16 protein-coding genes are annotated in these 19,817 nt (G+C 32.4%); 12 read left to right on the top strand and 4 right to left on the bottom strand.

Translation table 11 applies throughout. The features are described from left to right. Positions 1-16 precede the first annotated feature (16 nt). From MKY08_RS21145 to MKY08_RS21105, 9 genes are all read left to right on the top strand, one after another. On the top strand, positions 17-1,234 hold the full coding sequence (locus MKY08_RS21145; protein ID WP_069508252.1) for an ATP-grasp domain-containing protein: 1,218 nt from the start codon (positions 17-19) through the stop codon (positions 1,232-1,234). Then, positions 1,231-2,442 carry an ATP-grasp domain-containing protein gene (locus MKY08_RS21140; protein WP_069508250.1) on the top strand — a complete coding sequence of 404 codons (1,212 nt, stop codon included), beginning with the start codon at positions 1,231-1,233 and terminating at the stop codon, positions 2,440-2,442. Before MKY08_RS21145 ends, MKY08_RS21140 begins: the two co-directional genes overlap by 4 nt. After that, positions 2,443-3,702, top strand: coding sequence for a hypothetical protein (locus tag MKY08_RS21135; RefSeq protein ID WP_069508248.1), 1,260 nt, complete (start codon positions 2,443-2,445; stop codon positions 3,700-3,702). 42 nt (positions 3,703-3,744) lie between these two features. Continuing rightward, positions 3,745-5,577 carry an aminotransferase class I/II-fold pyridoxal phosphate-dependent enzyme gene (locus tag MKY08_RS21130; RefSeq protein ID WP_069508246.1) on the top strand — a complete coding sequence of 611 codons (1,833 nt, stop codon included), beginning with the start codon at positions 3,745-3,747 and terminating at the stop codon, positions 5,575-5,577. 11 nt (positions 5,578-5,588) lie between these two features. Continuing rightward, on the top strand, positions 5,589-6,194 hold the full coding sequence (locus MKY08_RS21125; protein ID WP_069508244.1) for a CDP-alcohol phosphatidyltransferase family protein: 606 nt from the start codon (positions 5,589-5,591) through the stop codon (positions 6,192-6,194). Between the two features lie 443 nt (positions 6,195-6,637). Continuing rightward, entirely contained in the window at positions 6,638-7,345 is a 708-nt protein-coding gene (locus MKY08_RS21120; protein ID WP_069508242.1) for a LytTR family DNA-binding domain-containing protein, read from the top strand. Further along, positions 7,342-8,694, top strand: a complete 1,353-nt coding sequence (locus MKY08_RS21115; protein ID WP_069508240.1) for a GHKL domain-containing protein — start codon at positions 7,342-7,344, stop codon at positions 8,692-8,694. The genes MKY08_RS21120 and MKY08_RS21115 overlap by 4 nt, the downstream gene beginning before the upstream one ends. Positions 8,695-8,796: 102 nt before the next feature. Continuing rightward, entirely contained in the window at positions 8,797-9,261 is a 465-nt protein-coding gene (locus MKY08_RS21110; protein WP_141705556.1) for a hypothetical protein, read from the top strand. A 28-nt stretch (positions 9,262-9,289) separates the two neighbouring features. Further along, positions 9,290-9,658 (top strand): hypothetical protein, encoded by a 369-nt coding sequence (locus MKY08_RS21105; RefSeq protein ID WP_069508236.1) that lies wholly within the window; start codon positions 9,290-9,292, stop codon positions 9,656-9,658. A gap of 74 nt (positions 9,659-9,732) precedes the next feature. On the opposite strand, the gene MKY08_RS21100 is transcribed toward MKY08_RS21105, so the two are convergent. Then, on the bottom strand, positions 9,733-11,175 hold the full coding sequence (locus tag MKY08_RS21100; protein WP_069508234.1) for an MDR family MFS transporter: 1,443 nt from the start codon (positions 11,173-11,175) through the stop codon (positions 9,733-9,735). Between the two features lie 109 nt (positions 11,176-11,284). Continuing rightward, on the bottom strand, positions 11,285-11,992 hold the full coding sequence (locus tag MKY08_RS21095; RefSeq protein WP_069508232.1) for a DUF421 domain-containing protein: 708 nt from the start codon (positions 11,990-11,992) through the stop codon (positions 11,285-11,287). Between the two features lie 191 nt (positions 11,993-12,183). On the opposite strand from MKY08_RS21095, the gene MKY08_RS21090 reads away from it, so the two are divergent. From MKY08_RS21090 to MKY08_RS21080, 3 genes are all read left to right on the top strand, one after another. After that, positions 12,184-12,705 carry a GNAT family N-acetyltransferase gene (locus MKY08_RS21090; RefSeq protein WP_069508230.1) on the top strand — a complete coding sequence of 174 codons (522 nt, stop codon included), beginning with the start codon at positions 12,184-12,186 and terminating at the stop codon, positions 12,703-12,705. A gap of 609 nt (positions 12,706-13,314) precedes the next feature. Further along, positions 13,315-14,580 (top strand): histidine--tRNA ligase, encoded by a 1,266-nt coding sequence (locus MKY08_RS21085; protein WP_176723123.1) that lies wholly within the window; start codon positions 13,315-13,317, stop codon positions 14,578-14,580. Between the two features lie 33 nt (positions 14,581-14,613). Beyond that, positions 14,614-15,117 carry a GNAT family protein gene (locus MKY08_RS21080; RefSeq protein WP_069508226.1) on the top strand — a complete coding sequence of 168 codons (504 nt, stop codon included), beginning with the start codon at positions 14,614-14,616 and terminating at the stop codon, positions 15,115-15,117. 92 nt (positions 15,118-15,209) lie between these two features. Here the strand turns inward: MKY08_RS21080 and abc-f are convergent, their stop codons facing one another. Together abc-f and MKY08_RS21070 are read right to left on the bottom strand one after the other, a co-directional pair. Next, positions 15,210-16,685, bottom strand: coding sequence for an ABC-F type ribosomal protection protein (gene abc-f, locus MKY08_RS21075; RefSeq protein WP_069508224.1), 1,476 nt, complete (start codon positions 16,683-16,685; stop codon positions 15,210-15,212). 125 nt (positions 16,686-16,810) lie between these two features. Beyond that, on the bottom strand, positions 16,811-19,780 hold the full coding sequence (locus MKY08_RS21070; RefSeq protein ID WP_069508221.1) for a lantibiotic dehydratase: 2,970 nt from the start codon (positions 19,778-19,780) through the stop codon (positions 16,811-16,813). Positions 19,781-19,817 lie beyond the last annotated feature (37 nt).

Here is a 19,817-nt window from a genome sequence, read left to right as displayed (position 1 = left end):
GGAAGAGGGAGTTTAGATGAAAGCTGCAGTGTTAATTGAAACACCAAGAACAGGAGCAGGGATGGATTTTGTTAAAGCCTGTAAGAAACATGGTATACATCCTGTTATATTTATAGCAAACATAGATCTACAACCAGATTGGGTACTAGAAGATTTTTATAGAGAGAATGTTGATATTAGACAGGTAAATTCTTATGATATCGAAGAAGTAATAAAGCAATGTAAAATCATTAAAAATGATTATGATTTACAGGCTGTATTATCCCTATATGAATACTCTACCGAATATGCTGCCAAAGCTGCAAAATTATTAGGGTTAAATACTCCGAATAATGAAATAATTTCAATATTACGTCGTAAATCTGATTTTAGAAGATATTTAAGTGAGCATAATTTAAATAATGTTGAATATCAGATTTTTAATTATGGGGACGAGCCTTTTTTAAAGGACACTTTAGATTATCCTGTCGTTGTTAAACCAGTTAACTTAACTGGTAGTGCATTTGTTAGAAAATGTACAGATAAAAATATGTTACTGAAAGCAATAGATGAAATTTTATCTATTGGGGAATATACAGGTCAAAAGGTTCATGATGAAATTTTAATTGAAGAATATATAGAAGGAATTGAATATTCAGTTGAAGTTTTAAATGGAAAAATTATTTCTATTGTTCAAAAATATACTGAGAATTTTATCGAAATAGGTCACGATCTTCCAGCTAATCTGACAGATAAAAAGAAAATGTTGATTGAAAACAAAGTTAACCAATTTCTAAAAATTTCTAACTATACCTTTGGTGTGCTACATATTGAACTAAAAGTTAATGACACTGGAGTTCATTTCATTGAGGCAAATCCTCGTGTTGCTGGAGGAAGAATTCCAGAATTAATTAGACAAGTATATGGAATAGATATTGTTGAAGAATATTTATTATCATTACTAGGTTATAAAAGAGAAATATATCTTCCTTCTACAGATTTATTTGCTTCAATTCGTTTTAAAGTAGCCAAAAAAGATGGGGTAGTTACTGATTATAAAAAACTAGAAATAAACAATTATCCATCAATTATTGAATATAAGTTTTATAAAAATTTGGATGAAAAATTTGAGATAAATATCTCAAATAAGGATAGAGTTGTGCATGCAATATCAATTGCAAATTCCGTCAAGACAAACGAAGAAAATATAGAACAGTTTTTCTCTGAATTGGATATAAGAGGGTGTGAATTTTGAGGAATATCGTAATATTAAATAGATTCCCATTAGAGCATATAACATATTATAAATGGGTTAATGATGATTGTAACCTTTATGTGTTTTCTAATTATCAATTATATAAAAATGTATCTTATTATAAAGAACTGAATTTTTATAATGATTATGATAATAATGAAAAAATTATTTTGGATGTTATTGAATTGAGTAAGCATATACAAATTGATGAAATTGTTGCTCTTTCAGAAAAGGATGTACTAAGAGCTGGAAAGCTTAGAAGCTTTATTGGAGTAAAAGGTTTAAATGAAATTCAAACTTGGGAATTTCGTGATAAGGTAGCAATGAAAAATAAATTAATACAATCAAAAGTCCCAGTTGCTAATTATAAACCGGTTTATGGCATAACTGATATTATGCAGTTTGCAGATGAAAATGATTATAAAATTGTAATTAAGCCACGAAGAGATGCAGGATCAAGAGGTGTTACTGTTATAACCAATGAATCAGAATTAAACCGATTTTTAGAGAAATCTAATGATTTTTTATCTAATTTAGGTTCTAATTTTTTAGTGGAATCATTAATCGAAGGCGAATTATATCATGTTGATGGTATATATCATCAACATCAGCTAATTTCAACTTTTGTATCAAAATATCTAACTTCTTGTTTAGGATTTAAAGAAAATAAACCCCTAGTAAGTACTTTAGTAGATGAAAAAGATATTTATAGAGAATCTATAAATGAAATTGTACTGAAAAGTCTACAAACCTTGGGTGAAAACGAAACATGTATTTTCCATGCAGAAATTTTTGTAGACGTTAACGGTAGTATTTTGGTAAATGAAATAGCTTGCAGAATTGGTGGAGCTAAAATTTATCCTACGATTAAAAAAGTTTGTCATTATGACATTATTAGTGAATATTTTAGAATTCTATGTGGAAGTGAAAATAGATGTAAACACACCAACACGAAAATGGGAGGATGGGTTTTAATACCCCCTAGACAAGGTGTAGTGAAAAATATTAAAAATCTTCCAAAACTTAATTGGGTTGTAGATTACAATTTGCATTATAAAAATAACCAAATCCTTGAAAATGCTTCTTCAGCAATGGATAGACTTTTTGACGCCATTGTTACTGGACAGAACACAATTGAAGTAGAGAAGCATTTGGAAGAAATAATCGATTATTTTAACTCAAGCATTGAAATAGTGGAGGGTAAATAAATGATACCAGAATATCATCTAGCAATCTGTGGAACAGGACCTGCAAATATTTCTCCGTTAGTCTATTTAGAAGAGGAAAATAAATTAGATTCTTTATTAAATAAAGGTGTTATTGCAATTGATAAAAGTTTAAATGTAGGGTTAGGAGCTTTAGGTGAGTATAAAATAACCGCTAACTCAATAGGAAGTGTGTTTTTTGAAATTTTCAAAAATTGCGATAGTGATTTATTTAAGTTTATAAATAAAAAAAGTTCATATTCTAAACTAAAAGAATATGAATTAACTGCTCCCCCTTTGCCATTAGTAGGTGATTTTCTTTCTGATATAGGGAGATTTATTAGCAATAAGATTATTAATAATTCCAATAGTGAATTATGTCTTTCTTCCCAAGTTACAGAAATAAAGTTAAGAACAGATAATAAATTCGAGGTAACTTATCAAAATTTGTTATCGCCAGGGGCTCCTAAAAAAATTCTTGCTAAAAACATCTTTTTTAATATTGGTGGAATACAAACTTCACTTTTTAAAAATTATAAGTTTCCTGACGGTAAAATTGTATGCAATTCAAATGAGTTTTTACAAGGGAAAGAAGATGAAAAAATTCATGAACTAATTGCAGATAGAACAGAACCAATAGAGATTTCTATTATTGGTTCTTCACATAGTGCATTTTCTTGCCTCTATCGGTTTAAAAATCATTTTTCTTTGTTAAATCCAGAAAAATCTAACATTACACTGATTCATCGGTCTCCTATTAAATTGTTTTATAACAGTTTAGATGAAGCAACAAGTGATCATTACCCTGTTGATTTAACAGAGGATATTTGTAAATTGAGTGGGAGGATAAATAGATATTCAGGGCTTCGATATGATTCTTTTTCCCTTGGAAGAGAAGTTTTGAATAATATCTATCCGAATATTTGTCTGAAATCTGTTGAGAAACTGGATAATAATATTATTAATTCAAGCCAAATTGTAATAAATGCTACAGGTTATAAAAGTAATATTATTGAAATAATAGATAATTTTGGTCGAGCTATTCCGTTTGCTAAAGAAAATGGGAGTATTATTACTAATCACAATTGTAACCCTATCCTTACTAATGGTGAATATTTAGATAATTTCTTCACCTTCGGTTTGGGATCTGGTTTGAGAACAAGCTCAGAGAATGGGGGAGAGTTGAATTATAAAGGGAGAATAGATGGAGTATGGGTTTATCAGCATGAGGTAGGCCCAAGGATTGAATGTTTAGTAGATTAGAATAAGTGGTTCAATAACTTTTAATGTAGAAAGAGGGAAATTATGAAAAAAGCAATTATGTTATGCGCTGGAAGAGGAAGCCGACTTGGAACATTATCTGAAGAAATTCCTAAACCGTTATTAAAAGTTAATAAAATTAGTATAATTGAGAATACTATTAATAATTTGATTGATTATCACTATGATGAAGTAGTTATAATAATCGGCTATAAGGGATATAAAATAATGCAAGAGTTAGAGAAATATAGAGAAAAAATTAAAATTAAATATATAACAAATGATATCTGGGATAAAACCAATAATATTTACTCTCTGTGGTTAGCACGCCATGAATTGAATTCATCAGTTACTTTAATTGAAGGGGACATTTTCTTTACAAAAGAGTTAATGAATCATCTGGTACAGTTAGAAAACAGTAAAAATTATATATTAGTTTCTCCATTAACTAATTTATTGGAAGGAACTTATATTGAAAAGGATTTAGAAAATAAAATCGTCCAGTTTCATTCCACAAAGAATAAAACATGCTCAACTATCGAAAAACCCTATAAGACGGTTAATATTTATAAATTTTCCGAAGAATTTAACGGATATTTAGTAGAACAATTAGAAAATGAAATTCAGAATGGTAATATCAATAGTTACTATGAAGATATATTTGTTAAAGATGCTAAAAATAATTTGAATCTCTTAGCGTGCGAAGTACCTGCAACATGTTGGTTTGAAATTGATAATGCATATGATTTAGGTATTGGAGAATATCAATTTGCAAATATGTCAAAACAGCACCAGATACTTAAACAGCAACATGGAGGATATTGGAGATATCCAATAAAAGATGCAGCATTAATATATAATTTCCATTTTCCTCCTGAAGAATTAAAGGAAAAAATGAAGAGTAGATTCGATGATTTATTATTAAATTATCCTTCTAATTCAAAGACCATAGAAAAATATTTATCCTTATTTTTAGGCGTAAACGCTGAGTATCTGCTCATGGCTAATGGTGTTTCGGAATTAATAAAGATACTACCGCAGCTTTTTTCAGGTAACGTACTTTTACTAGATCCATCTTTTAATGAGTATTCTAATGCATTCAAAGAAGGGAATATATGTTCGTATAAATTACTTGAAGAAAAAGAATTTAAACCGGATGTACATAAAATTATTGATATAGCAAAGGAAAAAAATATACAAGCGCTAGTTTTAATTACACCTGATAATCCTACAGGAAAGAGTATATCAAAACAAGATATATTAAAAGTTTATAGTGAAACAGAAGCACAGGGAACAATAATTATAGTAGACGAGTCTTTTATTGATTTTTCTAATGAGAGTGAATCTAAGACATTATTAAATGATTTAAATAACTATCCAAGAATTTTAATATTAAAAAGTATGAGTAAAACTTTTGGTATTGGTGGTTTAAGACTAGGGTTTGCAGCTTCATCAAATGAAGAACTATTGAATAATATCAGAAAAAAAATGCCTATATGGAATATTAATAGCTTTGCCGAGGAATTTTTAATGAATTTACCACAGTATAAAAAATTCTATTTTGAGAGCTGTCAAATAGTTCGTAAAGAAACAGATGAATTAGTGGATTCACTTAAAGATATCCAAGAGTTGAAAGTATTTGATACAGATTCTAATTTTGTATTGTGTAAAATCAAAAATAAACAAATTACTGCTAATGACCTTGCTGCAAAATTATTGATAAATCATAATATTTATATTAAAGAATGTTCAGGAAAATCAATAATGGATGCAATATATTTCTTTAGAGTCAGTTCAAGGAATCAAAAGGACAATGAAATCCTTGTTAATTCCTTAAAAAAAGTGCTCCAAGATGAACAAGTTTTAACAACAGTTTAAGGAGTTACAGAATGATAAAATTGTTATTTGATAAGGCTAATATAGTTACTACTCTTGGTCTACTGGCTGGGTTATTTAGTATCATATTTACAGTGTTAAATGATTGGGAACTTTCGATATTAATGATGCTACTAGCAATTACTTGTGATATATTTGATGGGATAGTGGCTAGGCGCTTTAGAAAAAAACAAGATAGACTTATATCGGAAATAGGCGGTCAATTTGATTCACTTGCAGATTTAGTTCATAGTGGGATAGCACCTGGGATATTCATCTATTATTACACAGGTGAAACAATTTTATCGGCGATTTTATTGGCGATCATTGTAATTAGTTGTTTCTTACGATTAGCATATTACAATTGTGTAGGTCTAACTGATAAGGGATATTTTTATGGGCTACCTGTATTTTATTCACCTCTGATATTAGCGGTTGTATATATAATCGTTTCATTTATTAATCATAATATTCTTTTATATTTTTATGCTATTATTGTGCCGGTATTACATATAAGTTCTAGTCTTCGAATTAAAAAATCGAACAGTGGACCGGTCTTCTATATATTCTTAACATGTCTGTTTATAGAAATTTTATATTATTTGTTTTACATTATCTAAGCAAGAATTCAGTAAGATTAATTCATATTATGTCTGAAAGATAGAAAAAGCACACTTTTTCCAAATGTGAGTGCTCTAAATCAAAACACAAGTCAAAATGGGGTCTACTTCCTACTTTACTTGTGTTTTTTGATTGTGAAACTCAGGAAATAACATTCAGCGAAAGTATGACTAGGTGAAGAAATCAAGGTAGCTACAACAGAACGATTGGAAAATATTAAAAAAACTACACATAGACGGTTAGGGCACATGCCGCCGTGTCATGTGTAGTTTTTTATTGGCATTATCCTCTTCTTTGTAGATATATCTCCAAGACATCACACTTATATAAATTCAATTTTTTAGTAGGGGTTTTGTAAGTGGATACATCCTTTTGCTGTGCAATCTTCATTTGACTTTCTCTATTTTAATGATAGACTTTCGACACAAGAGAGGTGATGCTTTTGAATATTTGGATATGCGATGACGAGAAAGCTATAACGAACGCGATTGCATCTAAAATTAAAGTGCGTTACCCTAACGTACAAATTAAGCAATTTCAAAATGGATATGACTTACTAAAGCAAGACGGCTCTTTTGATGTATTATTTTTAGATATTGAAATGCCCGATATAAAAGGTATAGCCGTAGCTGAAAAATTAAGAGCACGCCAACATGTAAATCCGATTATTTTTGTAACAGCCTTCGAACAGTATGTTTTCCAGGCATTTGACGTGCAAGCATTTCATTATTTATTAAAACCTTTTGATACGAAAAAATTGTATGAGGTATTACATACAGCGCTTAAAAATCGTTCTAGTCAGTCGATTGACGCGCCTTATCTTGTTATTAAATCTGGCTTTGACCTGCACAAAGTTTTTTACCACGAAATTCATTACATTGAAGTTTTGGGTCGTAAACTAACAGTACATATAGAAAACGGCTTATACACATTTATAGGGCGACTTAAACAGTACGAAGAAAATCTCGGCAACAGCTTTTACCGAATCAATCGCTCTTATTTAGTCAACCTCAACTATATTGCCAGCTATACTAAGCAACAAATCATACTAGATAATGGAACGATATTAACACTTTCGCAAAAGAAATATACACAATTCCTTCAAGCTTATATGCATTACATCCAGCATAAAGGATACCTACATACATGAGTAATGATAGCTTTGACATAACGAACACAATTTTTAATTGGTTAATGCAAGTTTGTACAGCTTATTTTTTCTATCGTTTTTGTCGTATTTTTATTCAGCATTCGTATTTATTAATTATAGCAATGGGCTATTTTATTGCGGTTATAGTACTAGAATGGTTGATAGGTGATATATCAAATTTTGGTGTCTATTTATTTGCGTCATTAACAGCCTTTTTACTATTACTACCAATAAAAAATATTTCTAGCTATTTAAAGTTTTTTATAGTCATTACTTATTTTTCAATACGTTGGATGGCGCCAACAATTGTTATTATTTTATATCGGCCAATTAGTGACCTATCGTTTTATCTAGTAGAAAAATGGATTATTCCTCATCTGGTTGATGTAACAATCGGTTACCTCGGCTATTCTATTTGGTTGATGTTCTTGTTACTTGCTTTATATACAATTGGCTTATGGTGTGTCATCCATTTTTACGAAAAATATATACGCATGCATCCACGAACGTTTGCAAATCGGGAAATTTTACTACTAATTTTACCGCCCCTTATTGGGATGTCGAGCTATTTTATGATGAATCAATATCACCAAGTCATTGACGAACAGATTGGTCTAGGCGTTATAGATTCGTTTTTAAAATATTGGGGGATTCATAATTGCATCATCATCGCAGCGATGTTTGGCGTGCTTATTTTAGTGCAAAAACTTGATTTACAGCGTGTACAGCAGCAAAAGCAGCTAATGCTTGTCAATCAAACGCATCAGCTACAAGCGCATCTTCAAAGTATTGATAATCTATACAAAGACATGCAACGGTTAAAGCATGATGTGAAAAATCACTCTGCCACGGTTGAGAGGCTTATTGAAACGAAACAATTAACAGAAGCTAGCATGTATTTAAACAGCATGCAACAGCAAATGGATTCAAAAGTGACCTCTTCTATTACAGGACATGCGATTGTAGACATATTAATTCAAGAAAAAATAAAAAAAGCGCATGCACAAAGTGTTGTTATTGAGTCAACATTCTCCTATCCTAGCTATGTACATTGCGATGTATATGATTTTTGTATTATCCTGCATAATGCAATTGATAATGCGCTGACTGCTACCAAGAATCTACCTAATGCTTCGATAAGTATTCAATCGACACAGCATAAATGTGCGTATATCTTAATGATGACAAATCCCATCGCAGCTTTTGTGAATGAACAAGGTTGCGGAACTGGACTTGGACTTCAAATTATACAAGACATTGCCAATAAATATAACGGGGCTATTCAAATCAACACAAATCATGAAGTGTTTGAATTACATATCTTGCTCCAATTTCAAGCGCAATCATAATCTTGTATACTCTCGATGCATAGCATCGAGAGTATTTTTCGTTCATGACATAAAAAACGTTTTTCATGACATAATGAAACATTTCATATAAGTTGCGTCGAAATGAAAAGTAAGATTTTAATTCGAGGTGATTATATGTCCATCTATACTAATAGTTATTTACCTATTCAAAGTTATTTAGCGAATGTCGTAAGCAATCCAAAATTAAATTTGTCTGCACAACAACAAAAGACCTTTCAAGAGGTTCTAAATGAGACAACACAACAATTTACAAAGGAAGCTGCTAAATCAAATACTCAAGCTATGCAAAATAATCAGATGTGGAAATTAATTGGTGCGGCGGGTATGAATAGTGTGGGCTTTAGCGATTTATTAATGTCAGGTATCTACACTAATTTAGGAACTTCCTCTAACCCTTTCGCAACTTTAACAAATGGGTTCAATGCTAGTGCATTTAATGCGTCAAATTTTCTTAGTAACTTTTATTACCCTAAAAGTATGTCTAGTAATAATGCTAATCTCTACAGTTTTTATAACAATTTAAATCAAATAAGAAACAAATTTTAAACTTACTACATCCGAAAGGAATGATTTTTTGTATATAATATCTAACAATCGTGCAACTGCTGCTAATTATGCACAATCTGTATTATCCAATCCCAAAATCCAATTAACAGAACAACAAAAGTCTGATGTGGATGCAATCGCAAAAAAGCACAATGCGCAAAAATCAGAAACTTATACTAAAGCAGCCTCGCTTACTTCATTTACTGCTAATCCTTATAATCCATTTTATGGTGTGAAGGAGCCAGCAAATCCGTATAACTACTCAGCAGAAGAAATGCTTCAATCTAATCCTAGAAGCAACTTACGTTCAGTTAATTTCACAAAAATTAATGCGCAATTAGACAATAAACAAAATGTGGCGATGCGAAAATTTCACTTTCTTCGTTCTCAATTATAGGAATGCTTATAGTAAATAAGCCCAGAAAACTTTACAATTCGTAAAATTTTCTGGGTTTGCTAGCTCTTCATAGTTTATTTATCGCTCACTAGTTGTGTGGCTGGTTTTAAAAAGAACCAAACAATTAATAACGTTATGAGTGCTAGTATAAAAGTACCCATATAAATAAAATGTACACTGGAAGCCAATGCCTCTTGTGAATTGGTTACTGTGTTTGCAGTCGTTCCAGTATGACCGCCAGAAGATACAAGATCTAGGTTTTGAATACCTTGTGCATGGATCATCGTGTTGAACAGCGCCCCGAAAACTGCAGCTCCTAACGTTTGGCTAAATGTATTGATAAATGTATTTAAACCAATGGCTGTTCCGCGCGTTTGATTTGAAACCGCTGTTTGAATCGTTACCATGTAAATCGGCGTCACAAGCCCCATTCCTAATCCAAATAATCCAACCCCAACATAAATAAGGAAAGCGGGTGACTCTGTCGATAATGTAAATAATGAGAAGGCGGCAACGGATAGCACGCTAACCCCAAGTAGAATGATTTGTTTCGTATTGAAGCGACCTACTAGTTTACTAGAGAATAATGTACCAACTGTCCACATAACAGGTAGGGGCATTAAAATAAGCCCGGCATCTGTTGCGTTTTTCCCTAAGACTCCTTGGCTCCAAATAGGGAGATACATGGTAATGCTTATAAGCATAGCACCAGAGATAAGGGTTAATAGATTGATAGTTGATAATGTACGGTTAGAGAATAAGGCTAACGGAATTAATGGTTCCGGCGATTTTTTCTCTATCAATAAGAAAATAATAAATGAAACAACGGCAAAGATTAAGAGACTTATAATGGACATGTCTCCCCAGTTGTTTTGGCTACTCCCTGTTAATAATGCATAAAGTAGAGCGATTGCACTTAATGAGAACACCGTTGCACCAAGATAGTCAATATGATGTTTGGCAGGTCTAATAGATTCTTTGTAATAAATGACAATCATTAAGCAAGCGATAATGCCAAAAGGAACGTTTAAGAAAAAGATGTAGCGCCAAGAAAGAGAGTCAACTAAAAAACCGCCAACTAATGGTCCGATAACACCTGAGACACCCCAAACGGCACTAATCCATCCTTGCGCTTTTGCACGGTCTTTCACTTCGCTATATAGGTCACCAATAATTGTCATTGTAATAGGCATAATAGCGCCAGCTCCTAGACCTTGAAGGGCACGAAAGATGATAAGCTGTTCCATTGAGGTCACAACACCACAAAGCGCCGAACCGATTAAAAAAATGGCAGCGCCAATAAGTAATACTTTTTTACGACCAAATAAATCTGCTAGTTTCCCGTAAATTGGGGTCGAAACAGCGGTGGCAAGCATATAAATGGCATATACCCAACTCACAAGTTCAACACCTGACAAATCACTTGTAATACGGGGGATGGCTGTACTAATAATGGTTCCTTCTACAGCAGAAAGGAATGTCATTAACATTAATGACACAATAACTTTTTTTCTCATAGTTTCCCTCTATACTTCCATACAGTTAAATTTATTCAATATATATTACCTTTAAATCTTCCAAATAACAAACCTAGTTTCCCTTTGATAAAAGCCATAGTCTACGATTTTAATTTCCTTTGCGGATACCATCTTTGTTGTTCGTATAGGTTTTGATAAAAAATCCATCTGTCTGTGACCATTCCGCATACAAGATATCCTGAATTGTAGGGAAGCCTTCCTTGCGCAGTTCATCATATAACCATTCTTTGGATTTGCCAGTATACTTTAATATTTCTTCGTTAATTTCTCCTTCATCCACAAATAGGAAGTTAATCGTGTCATTTTTCGTTTTTACATTGAGCATAGCTGGTGTAACAGTATCAAATTCAGCATATTTTTTTAAGCTAACTGTACCACCAGGCTCTAAGTATAAATCACAAACTTCCCGAAGAGAGAAGACACCTTGCTGTCGTAGCATAATCCGTAATTGCTCCATTTCTAGGTGATTCGCTTCGAGTTCTTTTAGATTAAATTCACCATTTCTAATTAAAATTGATGTTTCGCCCTTTAGAAGAACTCTAAATTTATTGGAACGTTTCGATAGATTTTCGATGATGAACAGTAGCATTCCCCAAACGGCAACCGCGAACCATACATGAAGAGCTGAAATTTTGTTATCATAGATGCTTTCTTCCAATATACCGCCAAGAACAATGGAATATACAAAGTCAAAGGGGGTAAGCTGTGATATTTCTTTTTTGCCCAACAAACGTGTCACAAGTAATAAAGCAATTAACCCGAAAAATAACTTTAATCCAATATTCATATATGTCATGACATCTACTCCTCTGTTGATTTTCAATTTCATTCCTCGCCGCTTGTAGTATCCTTTACCCATTCTAAAAGAAATTTCAACCTCCATTTCGCTGTCCTTTCACAACCCGTGGTAGGATGATCATTGTGACCCAATTTAGATTAATCTATAATGAAGTTTAATAATTAACTAACTAGCAAAGGAATGAAACGATGAAGATAGAAAAGGGAACGAATTGTCATATAGAAGAAATAGAGTCTTTATATAATGAGTTAAACGACTACCTTGATGCCCATATTAATTATCCTGGATGGAAAAAAGGAATATATCCTATAAAAGAAACGGCAATTAAGGGCATACAGGAAGGTAATTTATATGTGATGAAAGATGGAAATCATATTGCAGGGACGGTTATTTTAAGACGTGAACAGGAAATGGCTTATTCGAAAGTGGATTGGAAAATACATTTAGATGCTGAAGACATCTTGGTTATACATACTTTTGCCGTACATCCGGCTTATCTAAAAAAGGGCATTGGCAAAAAAATAATGGATTTTATTATTGAGCATAGTAAAGCCATGAATATAAAGGCAATTCGCTTGGATGTATATGAAAAAAATCAACCTGCTATCAGCCTCTATAGAAAATATGATTTTGCGTATATTGATACAGTTGATTTAGGTTATAGTGAATATGGTTTAGAGAATTTTGAACTGTATCAAAAGCTACTATAAAGTTTTAACTAGGGGCTGGGACATAACTAAAAAAATTTAAGAAATAGACGAAAGGTGTTCATGATTTTTTGCTATATGGAGAACTTAGCTATTCTTGCTTTTGCAAAAAAAATTAGAAGTGTAATTAATCTTGCTATGCCGTTGTTGTCCGCTACGGCGGTGCTTTCCGCTCAGCACAGTAAGCCACAACCCTCGCTAACGCGCGGAATGCCCGCGTCTTACATTGTGTGCTGTTCTGAGCAGGAGTCACCGCCTTCGCTACCAACAACTAGTGAGTCAATCTAACACTTTTTCTCTTTTGTCTCAGCCACTTCTTGGGTGCTATCTCCATTAGGTATTCCTTTTATTAGAAAATAATGAATTGACAAAATTATTCATTTAGTTTAAAGTTACGAATAATTGAATGGAGGAGATTATATGTCGGTTTTACAACGTCTAATTTCAGCAACTCAACATCATCATATCCACTAGTCTTGCTATCTTTATTAATTTTTTAATAATGAATAGGAAGACTATTTCTCATGAAATCGTATAACTAAGCCGAAGTTGGAGCTTATGTTAGTACGGTTTTTTTATTTTCTAAAAAAAGGAGCAATGAAGATGAAGAAAATGGATTATCAAAATGTTAGAGGAACCCAAGACTATTTACCAGAGCAAGAACGTATTCGTCGTAAAATTCGGCGTACGTTAGAAGATACTTTTATCACATATGGGTGTAAACCACTTGAAACACCGATTTTAAACTATACAAGCTTAATGGCATCAAAATACGCAGGAGGTGCTGAAATTCTACAAGAGATGTATGTGCTATCGGATCGAGGAGAACGTGAACTAGCATTACGTTATGATTTAACGATTCCATTCGCAAAGGTCATTGCAATGAACCCTACATTACCGATGCCATTTAAACGTTATGAAATTGGCAAAGTGTTTCGAGATGGCCCGATTAAAGCGGGGAGATTCCGCGAGTTTACACAATGTGATGTAGATATTGTTGGGGTTGATTCACAAGCAGCTGAGGCCGAATTGATGATGATGGCATTAGATGCTTTTGAAAAGTTAGAGCAAGATGTTGTCATTCAATATAACAATCGTAAGCTATTAGTTGGCTTACTTGGTGTTTTTGGTGTAGATGCTGATGTGCAAAGTCGGGTAATTTTAATACTCGATAAAATTGAAAAAGTAGGTCATGATGCAGTTTTAGCAGAGTTAACAGAGGTAGGTTTGCAACTTGCTGTTGTAAAGCGAATCGCATATTTTTTACAAGACGATAGAAAAAATACACTTGCTTATTTCGGCCAATATGATGAGCCTCTGATTCAAGAAGGTGTAGCCGAAATGGAAGAATTAGAACACTATTTAAATAAGCTTGGCATTACAGAAAATTGTCTATTTAATCCTTTGCTTGCGCGTGGGCTAGAAATTTATACGGGTACAATTTATGAAATGTTCGTACGGGATGGTCGCATAACATCCAGTATAGGAAGCGGGGGTCGTTATGATAATGCGATTGGCGGGCTATTAGGGGGAACAGAAAAGTTCGCTACGGTCGGTATTTCATTCGGGTTAGATGTTATTTTTACAGCTATGATGTTAGATGAACAAAAAAAGCAGGAGACATTAATTGATATTTATATCATTCCTATTAATACAACAGTAGAGTCTCTTGTATTAGCAAAAGCATTGCGGAAAGACTATCGCGTTGAAGTAGAGCTTAGTGGTAAAAAATTAAGAAAAGCGATGGATAAAGCAAATCGTGAAAACATTCCTTTTGTTATTGTGTTGGGGCTAGAGGAAGTAACGCAAAATCACTATATGCTAAAAAATATGCAGACAGGGGAGACCGCTACTAAAACTTTTATTTTCAATGTATGAATGGAACGATAACGAACGGTAAGGGGATAGATTATGGAGATTCGTATTTTAAGTAAATCAGATGCACAAGTATATCAAGAAGTGCGTTTAAGTGCATTAAAAAATAATCCGGAAGCATTTGGTTCCACATATGAGCGTGAAGTAAACGTTTCATTACAAACTGTTGCAGAGCGAATAGAAGCAACAACCGATAAGTTTGTGCTCGGTGCTTTTCATAATAACGGTTCGTTGGTTGGCATCGTAACTTTTGTGCGTGAAGACAGTCCGAAAACGAGTCATAAAGGGAATGTTTTTGGCATGTATGTTGCACCTGAAGGAAGAGGGCGTGGATTAGGGAAATTACTGATGAGCAAACTAATAAAGAGGGCGAAATGTTGTGAAGGTTTGGAGCAAATAAACTTAACAGTTGTTTCTGATAATAGTTCAGCCCAAAAGTTATATAAGTCATTAGGCTTTGAGGTTTACGGCTTAGAACGCAAAGCTCTTCAATTTAATGGGCACTATTATGACGAGGAATTGATGGTGTTATATTTCTAATTTAAAGAACTTATGATTTCACTTCCGTCTTTGACTCAAGCTTAAAACCACCCGTCTCATCGCGGGTGGTTTTAATGCATTAGATGCCCATTTTATTTTTCCTTGATAAGCTGTAACGTTTTATCTTTAATTTCCCAAATTTGGTCAGCTACTCTTTCCACAATAAGCTGATCATGAGTAGTAAAGAGCACTGTTCCTTTATAGCCTAGTAAAAATTTTTCCAATGCTTCAATAGTAGCTAAGTCTATAAAATTTGTTGGTTCATCTAAAATAAGGACATTAGAAGGTTTGGCAAAAAGGGCTGCCAAAGAAATTCGAGTTACTTCTCCACCACTTAACGCATGTAAAGGTTTTCTAATAGTGGCTTCTTCAAAGCCAAGGTTACTGAGAATCGCCCGAATAAAACTTTCTTTATACTCACTCATCTTCATAAGATACTCTAATATACTTATGTCCCCACTCATTTTATAATCCATTTGCTTGTAAGTGCAAAATACAATTTTTGAGGAAAGCGTGATACCATCTTGATTATTCATTATATAGTGTAAGAAAGTTGATTTACCTACGCCATTGTCTCCTACTATAGCTATCTTCTTGCCAAGTGGGAATTGGAAATCCTGTTCTGCAAGAAGGATATTGTCTCCAGCAGTAACGGTGATATTATGTCCCATTATCGGAAAACGATTATTTATTTCAAGTTCTTTCACTATTGGAAAAGAAATTGGTTTAGGTTCTTTTTCAATATGAACCTCCTCCAACATATCCATTCTTTTCTCTATTGATTTCACGGTTTTCAACATACTCTTTTGAACCGTGTCTTTTTGTTTGGTAGAAGCTAAGCGATTCGGTTTAATATTTCGTTGTTTGTTTTTTTCGCTAACAATAGAAATTTTCTTTGCCTGACTCTTTTTCACTTCTACGGCTTCTTGTAATCGTTCTTTTTCTTTTGTGACCTTTTGATATTTTCTTTGTAACTCCAACTTCTCTTGTTGTTTCTGTTCCAGATATTGATCGTAATTGCCGTTAAATTCTTTGATTTTCCCATTATCTATTTCCCATATTTTAGTGGCGATTGCATTAATAAAATAGCGATCATGGCTGACAAATATTAAAGTACCGTAGTAATAATTTAATTCTTCGATCATTATGTCGATCCCATTTTTATCTACGTGCGTTGTCGGTTCGTCTAACAGCAGACCCATTTTATATTGAGATAGTAACTGAACTAAACGAAATTTGGATTGTTCTCCACCACTAAGTGTTTCAACGCTGTTAGTAGGAACGTTCAAGCGGCTAAGTAATTGGGAATCTAGATAGTCAGCATTCGTTTCTTCCTTTAGCTCACCGATTTGTTGAAAATAATTGAAATCGACAAATCGTTCAATCTTTCCATTATCAGGTGTAATGGTACCTGCAATTATATTCAATAAAGTCGTTTTGCCTTGACCATTTTTCCCTACAATACCAATGCGATCATTTTGATAAACGGTTAATTCCTTAGTATCAAAAATTTCCTTGTCCCCAAAACTAATTTGAACATTGTTTAATTTTAAAGCAAGCTCTTCCATTTTTATCCCCCCAGTCTCAAAAATGAAGATGGCATGTTCCTCTTCTTTGAATAAAACGTTTATATCATGCAAACAAAAGAGAAAATTATTTCCATGGAAATATAAATTGTAGAATGATGCTTGTTTTAGTTTGAGTTTAAAATAAGGGTAGCGTTAGTGGCTTTCTTCTTTATAGCAATTTGTTGTTTTAAAACTCTCCAAACCATATTTCCAACTAATTCTTCCTCTTCTGATTTAATACCAAACAGTCTGATACATGTCATATGTATTAAACTTCGAATAATATTAAAATCAAAACGGTTTTCATTTATTAATTTTTTAAAATAGTTAGACAATTGTAGCTCCCAGTCGGTCAGTTGTTCTTTGTTGAAAGCAAAATGATGTGCAGTTAAATCAGTATTTGAAGATGCAGCAATATCACTAAATGCCAAATATTTATGTCTGTTTTCACGGAAATCTTTTGAAAAGTCCTTATTTGAATAACCATCATCCATAATACGGAACTGTTGATGTAGATCTTTGGTATGAAGAGATAGTAGTTTAAACACAAGATAGATAGCGTGATCCACTTTATCTATTTTTTCGTTACCTAAACAGGAAGCTAATAAACTAAGAATAAGAGAACTATCAGCACAGAAAAAATCCTCTGCCTCCGACATGGTAGTCAATCCTCCATATCTTTCGTATTCTGGGTCATACTTTCCTATACTATAATCAATGATATCCCCAGCTATAATGCCTTTTGCTAGATATTCATCTATTCCATTAAAGTGAGAAGTAGGAGAAATTCTTAATCTTATATGATGTCTATCATCAAAATAACGAATGTAAAAAGACTTAGTAATTGCACCGTTGGATTTTAGCTCTTTAATAAGCTCATTTAAATAAGTGCCTAAAAAGTCGTCTTGGAGTTCGTGCGGTAAATAAATATTAAAATGTTGCCAGTTAACTTTTCTTTCTAAATTTAATTCTTCCTTTGTTTGAAACAAAGGTAGTTGGACAAGTTTCTTCGGCTTAATCTTTTGTGCTACAAAGTTAAAAACAAACTCAGACATATAATGGTTGCCTTCTGAGTCAAGCGTAATGAAGTTAGCTAAGTTCAATGAATTTTCTTCAAGGTAAATAGTAAAAGAATTATCCGTTTTATAAATATCCCATAAAATATCTAAATCCTCTTTACGATTAGTATCGATTAATATTCTTAGGTCATTACATCTAACAAAAAGTGAATCCGGTATTTCATAAATCGTTTTCATTTCGGTAAACTTGCTGAAAAATTGATCTTGTGAGCGTATATCTCCCATATAATTTTTAATTAGCCAAGATTGAGGGATTAATTCAATGTCTTTAAAAAGAACCTTTGGAAAATGAATAAAGTCTTTTCGTATTTTTTGAATATCGAATAGAAGCGACATAATATTTGCATAGTAATTGCTACTCCAAAATAGTAAGTCATTTAAAATATGTGGGGAAAAATGTTCAATATTAGATACATTATATTGTTCAAACTTTACAATTTTTTCAGTACCGTCATCTAATAATGCAGAAAGTGTTAATTTATTATCTTGTATGCTAATAAAGAGGTGCTCTAATGGAACGGATTGATGATTTTCAGCAGTTCCATATTGAAGATTTAAATTGCCTTCATAGCAATCATTCATAATATTATAGTAGTGTTGATTTTTAGGCATATATTTAACGGTAATGACCTCTGTATTAGCTTCTGCAATTTTTCTTCTTTCAATATTTTTCATTGTTGTAAAATATGCTGGATTTATATATGAAAATCGTCCTTCTAAACGTCCAAGTCCCGCATTTCCAGCATACGGGGTTAGCGAAAAGTTGAGTTGTCCATTATTACTCTCTAAATAAAAACAACTTTGTATTGCTGGAGAAATTTCGCTTTCTATTTTTAGGTCTTCAAAATGCAAATTTGCTATGTCGATTTCTTTTAAATGTCTGTTTGCTGCCGTAGATGTTAGTGCTAATAATTGCATTTTTATTTTTTTCTCTAAATCTGACGTTTTGCGTTCTAGCGAACAATTTTTCTCTCGAATCAATTGATAGTTTTTGTAAAAATCTAAAAACTTTACTTTTGAATTTCCGTACTTTTCTTTAAAAAAAAGGATATCAGCTTGATATCTATCACTTACAGGTACCCGTATTGCATAAGTCGATAGGAAATTAACGAAAGGTAAGAGTGTTTTTTCTATAAGACCTTTATCTAAATCAAGATTAATAACGTTAGTTTCACTATCAAAGCGAAGGTAATATTCACAATTATGAATTGAAGCTAATAGTTTTTCCAACTTGTTTACAGTATCTATATTGAACTTGCTTATAGAATTATTTTGATTTTTTATCAAAGTTCTTATTTGCTTGATCGCATCTTTTGGGAAAGAATAATTTTTCTCTTCAACATAGCGAATTAGAAGTTCGAAGTCTTGAATAAATGCTAAATTGTCTAAATCCGTAATCAAATAGCCACCGTGGACCAATTGTTTCACTACATTTAATACAATTTTAAATGGTAAAAGAACACCATTTTGTTCTTCTAGTTTTTTGGCTAACTCTTCAATAGTAACAGCTTTTTTTGCATGGACTTGAATCGCTTCTAATAGAGTATTTAATTGAATTTTATTTGTATTAAACTTCTTTTTATCATCTAATGTCCAGTTATTGTATAAAAAATTCGAATTTTGGTAGACCACATTCGAATTCCACGTAACCTGTAAGCTTGCTAAATTTTCATTTTTTAAGGTTGAAATAAATTTACTAATCCATTCCGAATCAATACTTGTATATACTTTAAAGTCATGATGAATAATCATTTGATTTGTTGAATGATTTACTTCATCTATAGTATTGAAGTAGACAGATGAAAATAAGCCGAAGGGTGTTGCTCTATATCTAGATCTATTTAAATATTTTCTTTTAGCTAGTGTGGCTTTGTTAAAATTCTCGTTCCTTTGCAATTGATGATATAAGCTACGGGAACTAGTAAAAAGTTTTTTATCAAACCAACGATCTTGATTTTCCTCATTAGTTGAGTGATTTGCTGTTCTTACATTGATATAGGGCATCATTTCATACATGTGATTCACCTCAAAATTATTTAATTAAGAGAGGTAA

This window comes from Lysinibacillus sp. FSL M8-0337, from assembly GCF_038593855.1.
Lineage (GTDB): Bacteria > Bacillota > Bacilli > Bacillales_A > Planococcaceae > Lysinibacillus > Lysinibacillus sphaericus_D.
This window is presented reverse-complemented; position numbering and strand designations above follow the sequence as displayed.

Bases quoted from the DNA above. Each gene is read 5' to 3' on its own strand.
- MKY08_RS21145 (WP_069508252.1), top strand. From the start codon at position 17: ATGAAAGCTGCAGTGTTAATTGAAACACCAAGAACAGGAGCAGGGATG.
- MKY08_RS21135 (WP_069508248.1), top strand. From the start codon at position 2,443: ATGATACCAGAATATCATCTAGCAATCTGTGGAACAGGACCTGCAAAT.
- MKY08_RS21130 (WP_069508246.1), top strand. From the start codon at position 3,745: ATGAAAAAAGCAATTATGTTATGCGCTGGAAGAGGAAGCCGACTTGGA.
- MKY08_RS21125 (WP_069508244.1), top strand. From the start codon at position 5,589: ATGATAAAATTGTTATTTGATAAGGCTAATATAGTTACTACTCTTGGT.
- MKY08_RS21115 (WP_069508240.1), top strand. From the start codon at position 7,342: ATGAGTAATGATAGCTTTGACATAACGAACACAATTTTTAATTGGTTA.
- MKY08_RS21110 (WP_141705556.1), top strand. From the start codon at position 8,797: ATGAAAAGTAAGATTTTAATTCGAGGTGATTATATGTCCATCTATACT.
- MKY08_RS21100 (WP_069508234.1), bottom strand. From the start codon at position 11,175: ATGAGAAAAAAAGTTATTGTGTCATTAATGTTAATGACATTCCTTTCT.
- MKY08_RS21095 (WP_069508232.1), bottom strand. From the start codon at position 11,992: ATGACATATATGAATATTGGATTAAAGTTATTTTTCGGGTTAATTGCT.
- MKY08_RS21090 (WP_069508230.1), top strand. From the start codon at position 12,184: ATGAAGATAGAAAAGGGAACGAATTGTCATATAGAAGAAATAGAGTCT.
- MKY08_RS21085 (WP_176723123.1), top strand. From the start codon at position 13,315: ATGGATTATCAAAATGTTAGAGGAACCCAAGACTATTTACCAGAGCAA.
- MKY08_RS21080 (WP_069508226.1), top strand. From the start codon at position 14,614: ATGGAGATTCGTATTTTAAGTAAATCAGATGCACAAGTATATCAAGAA.
- abc-f (WP_069508224.1), bottom strand. From the start codon at position 16,685: ATGGAAGAGCTTGCTTTAAAATTAAACAATGTTCAAATTAGTTTTGGG.
- MKY08_RS21070 (WP_069508221.1), bottom strand. From the start codon at position 19,780: ATGTATGAAATGATGCCCTATATCAATGTAAGAACAGCAAATCACTCA.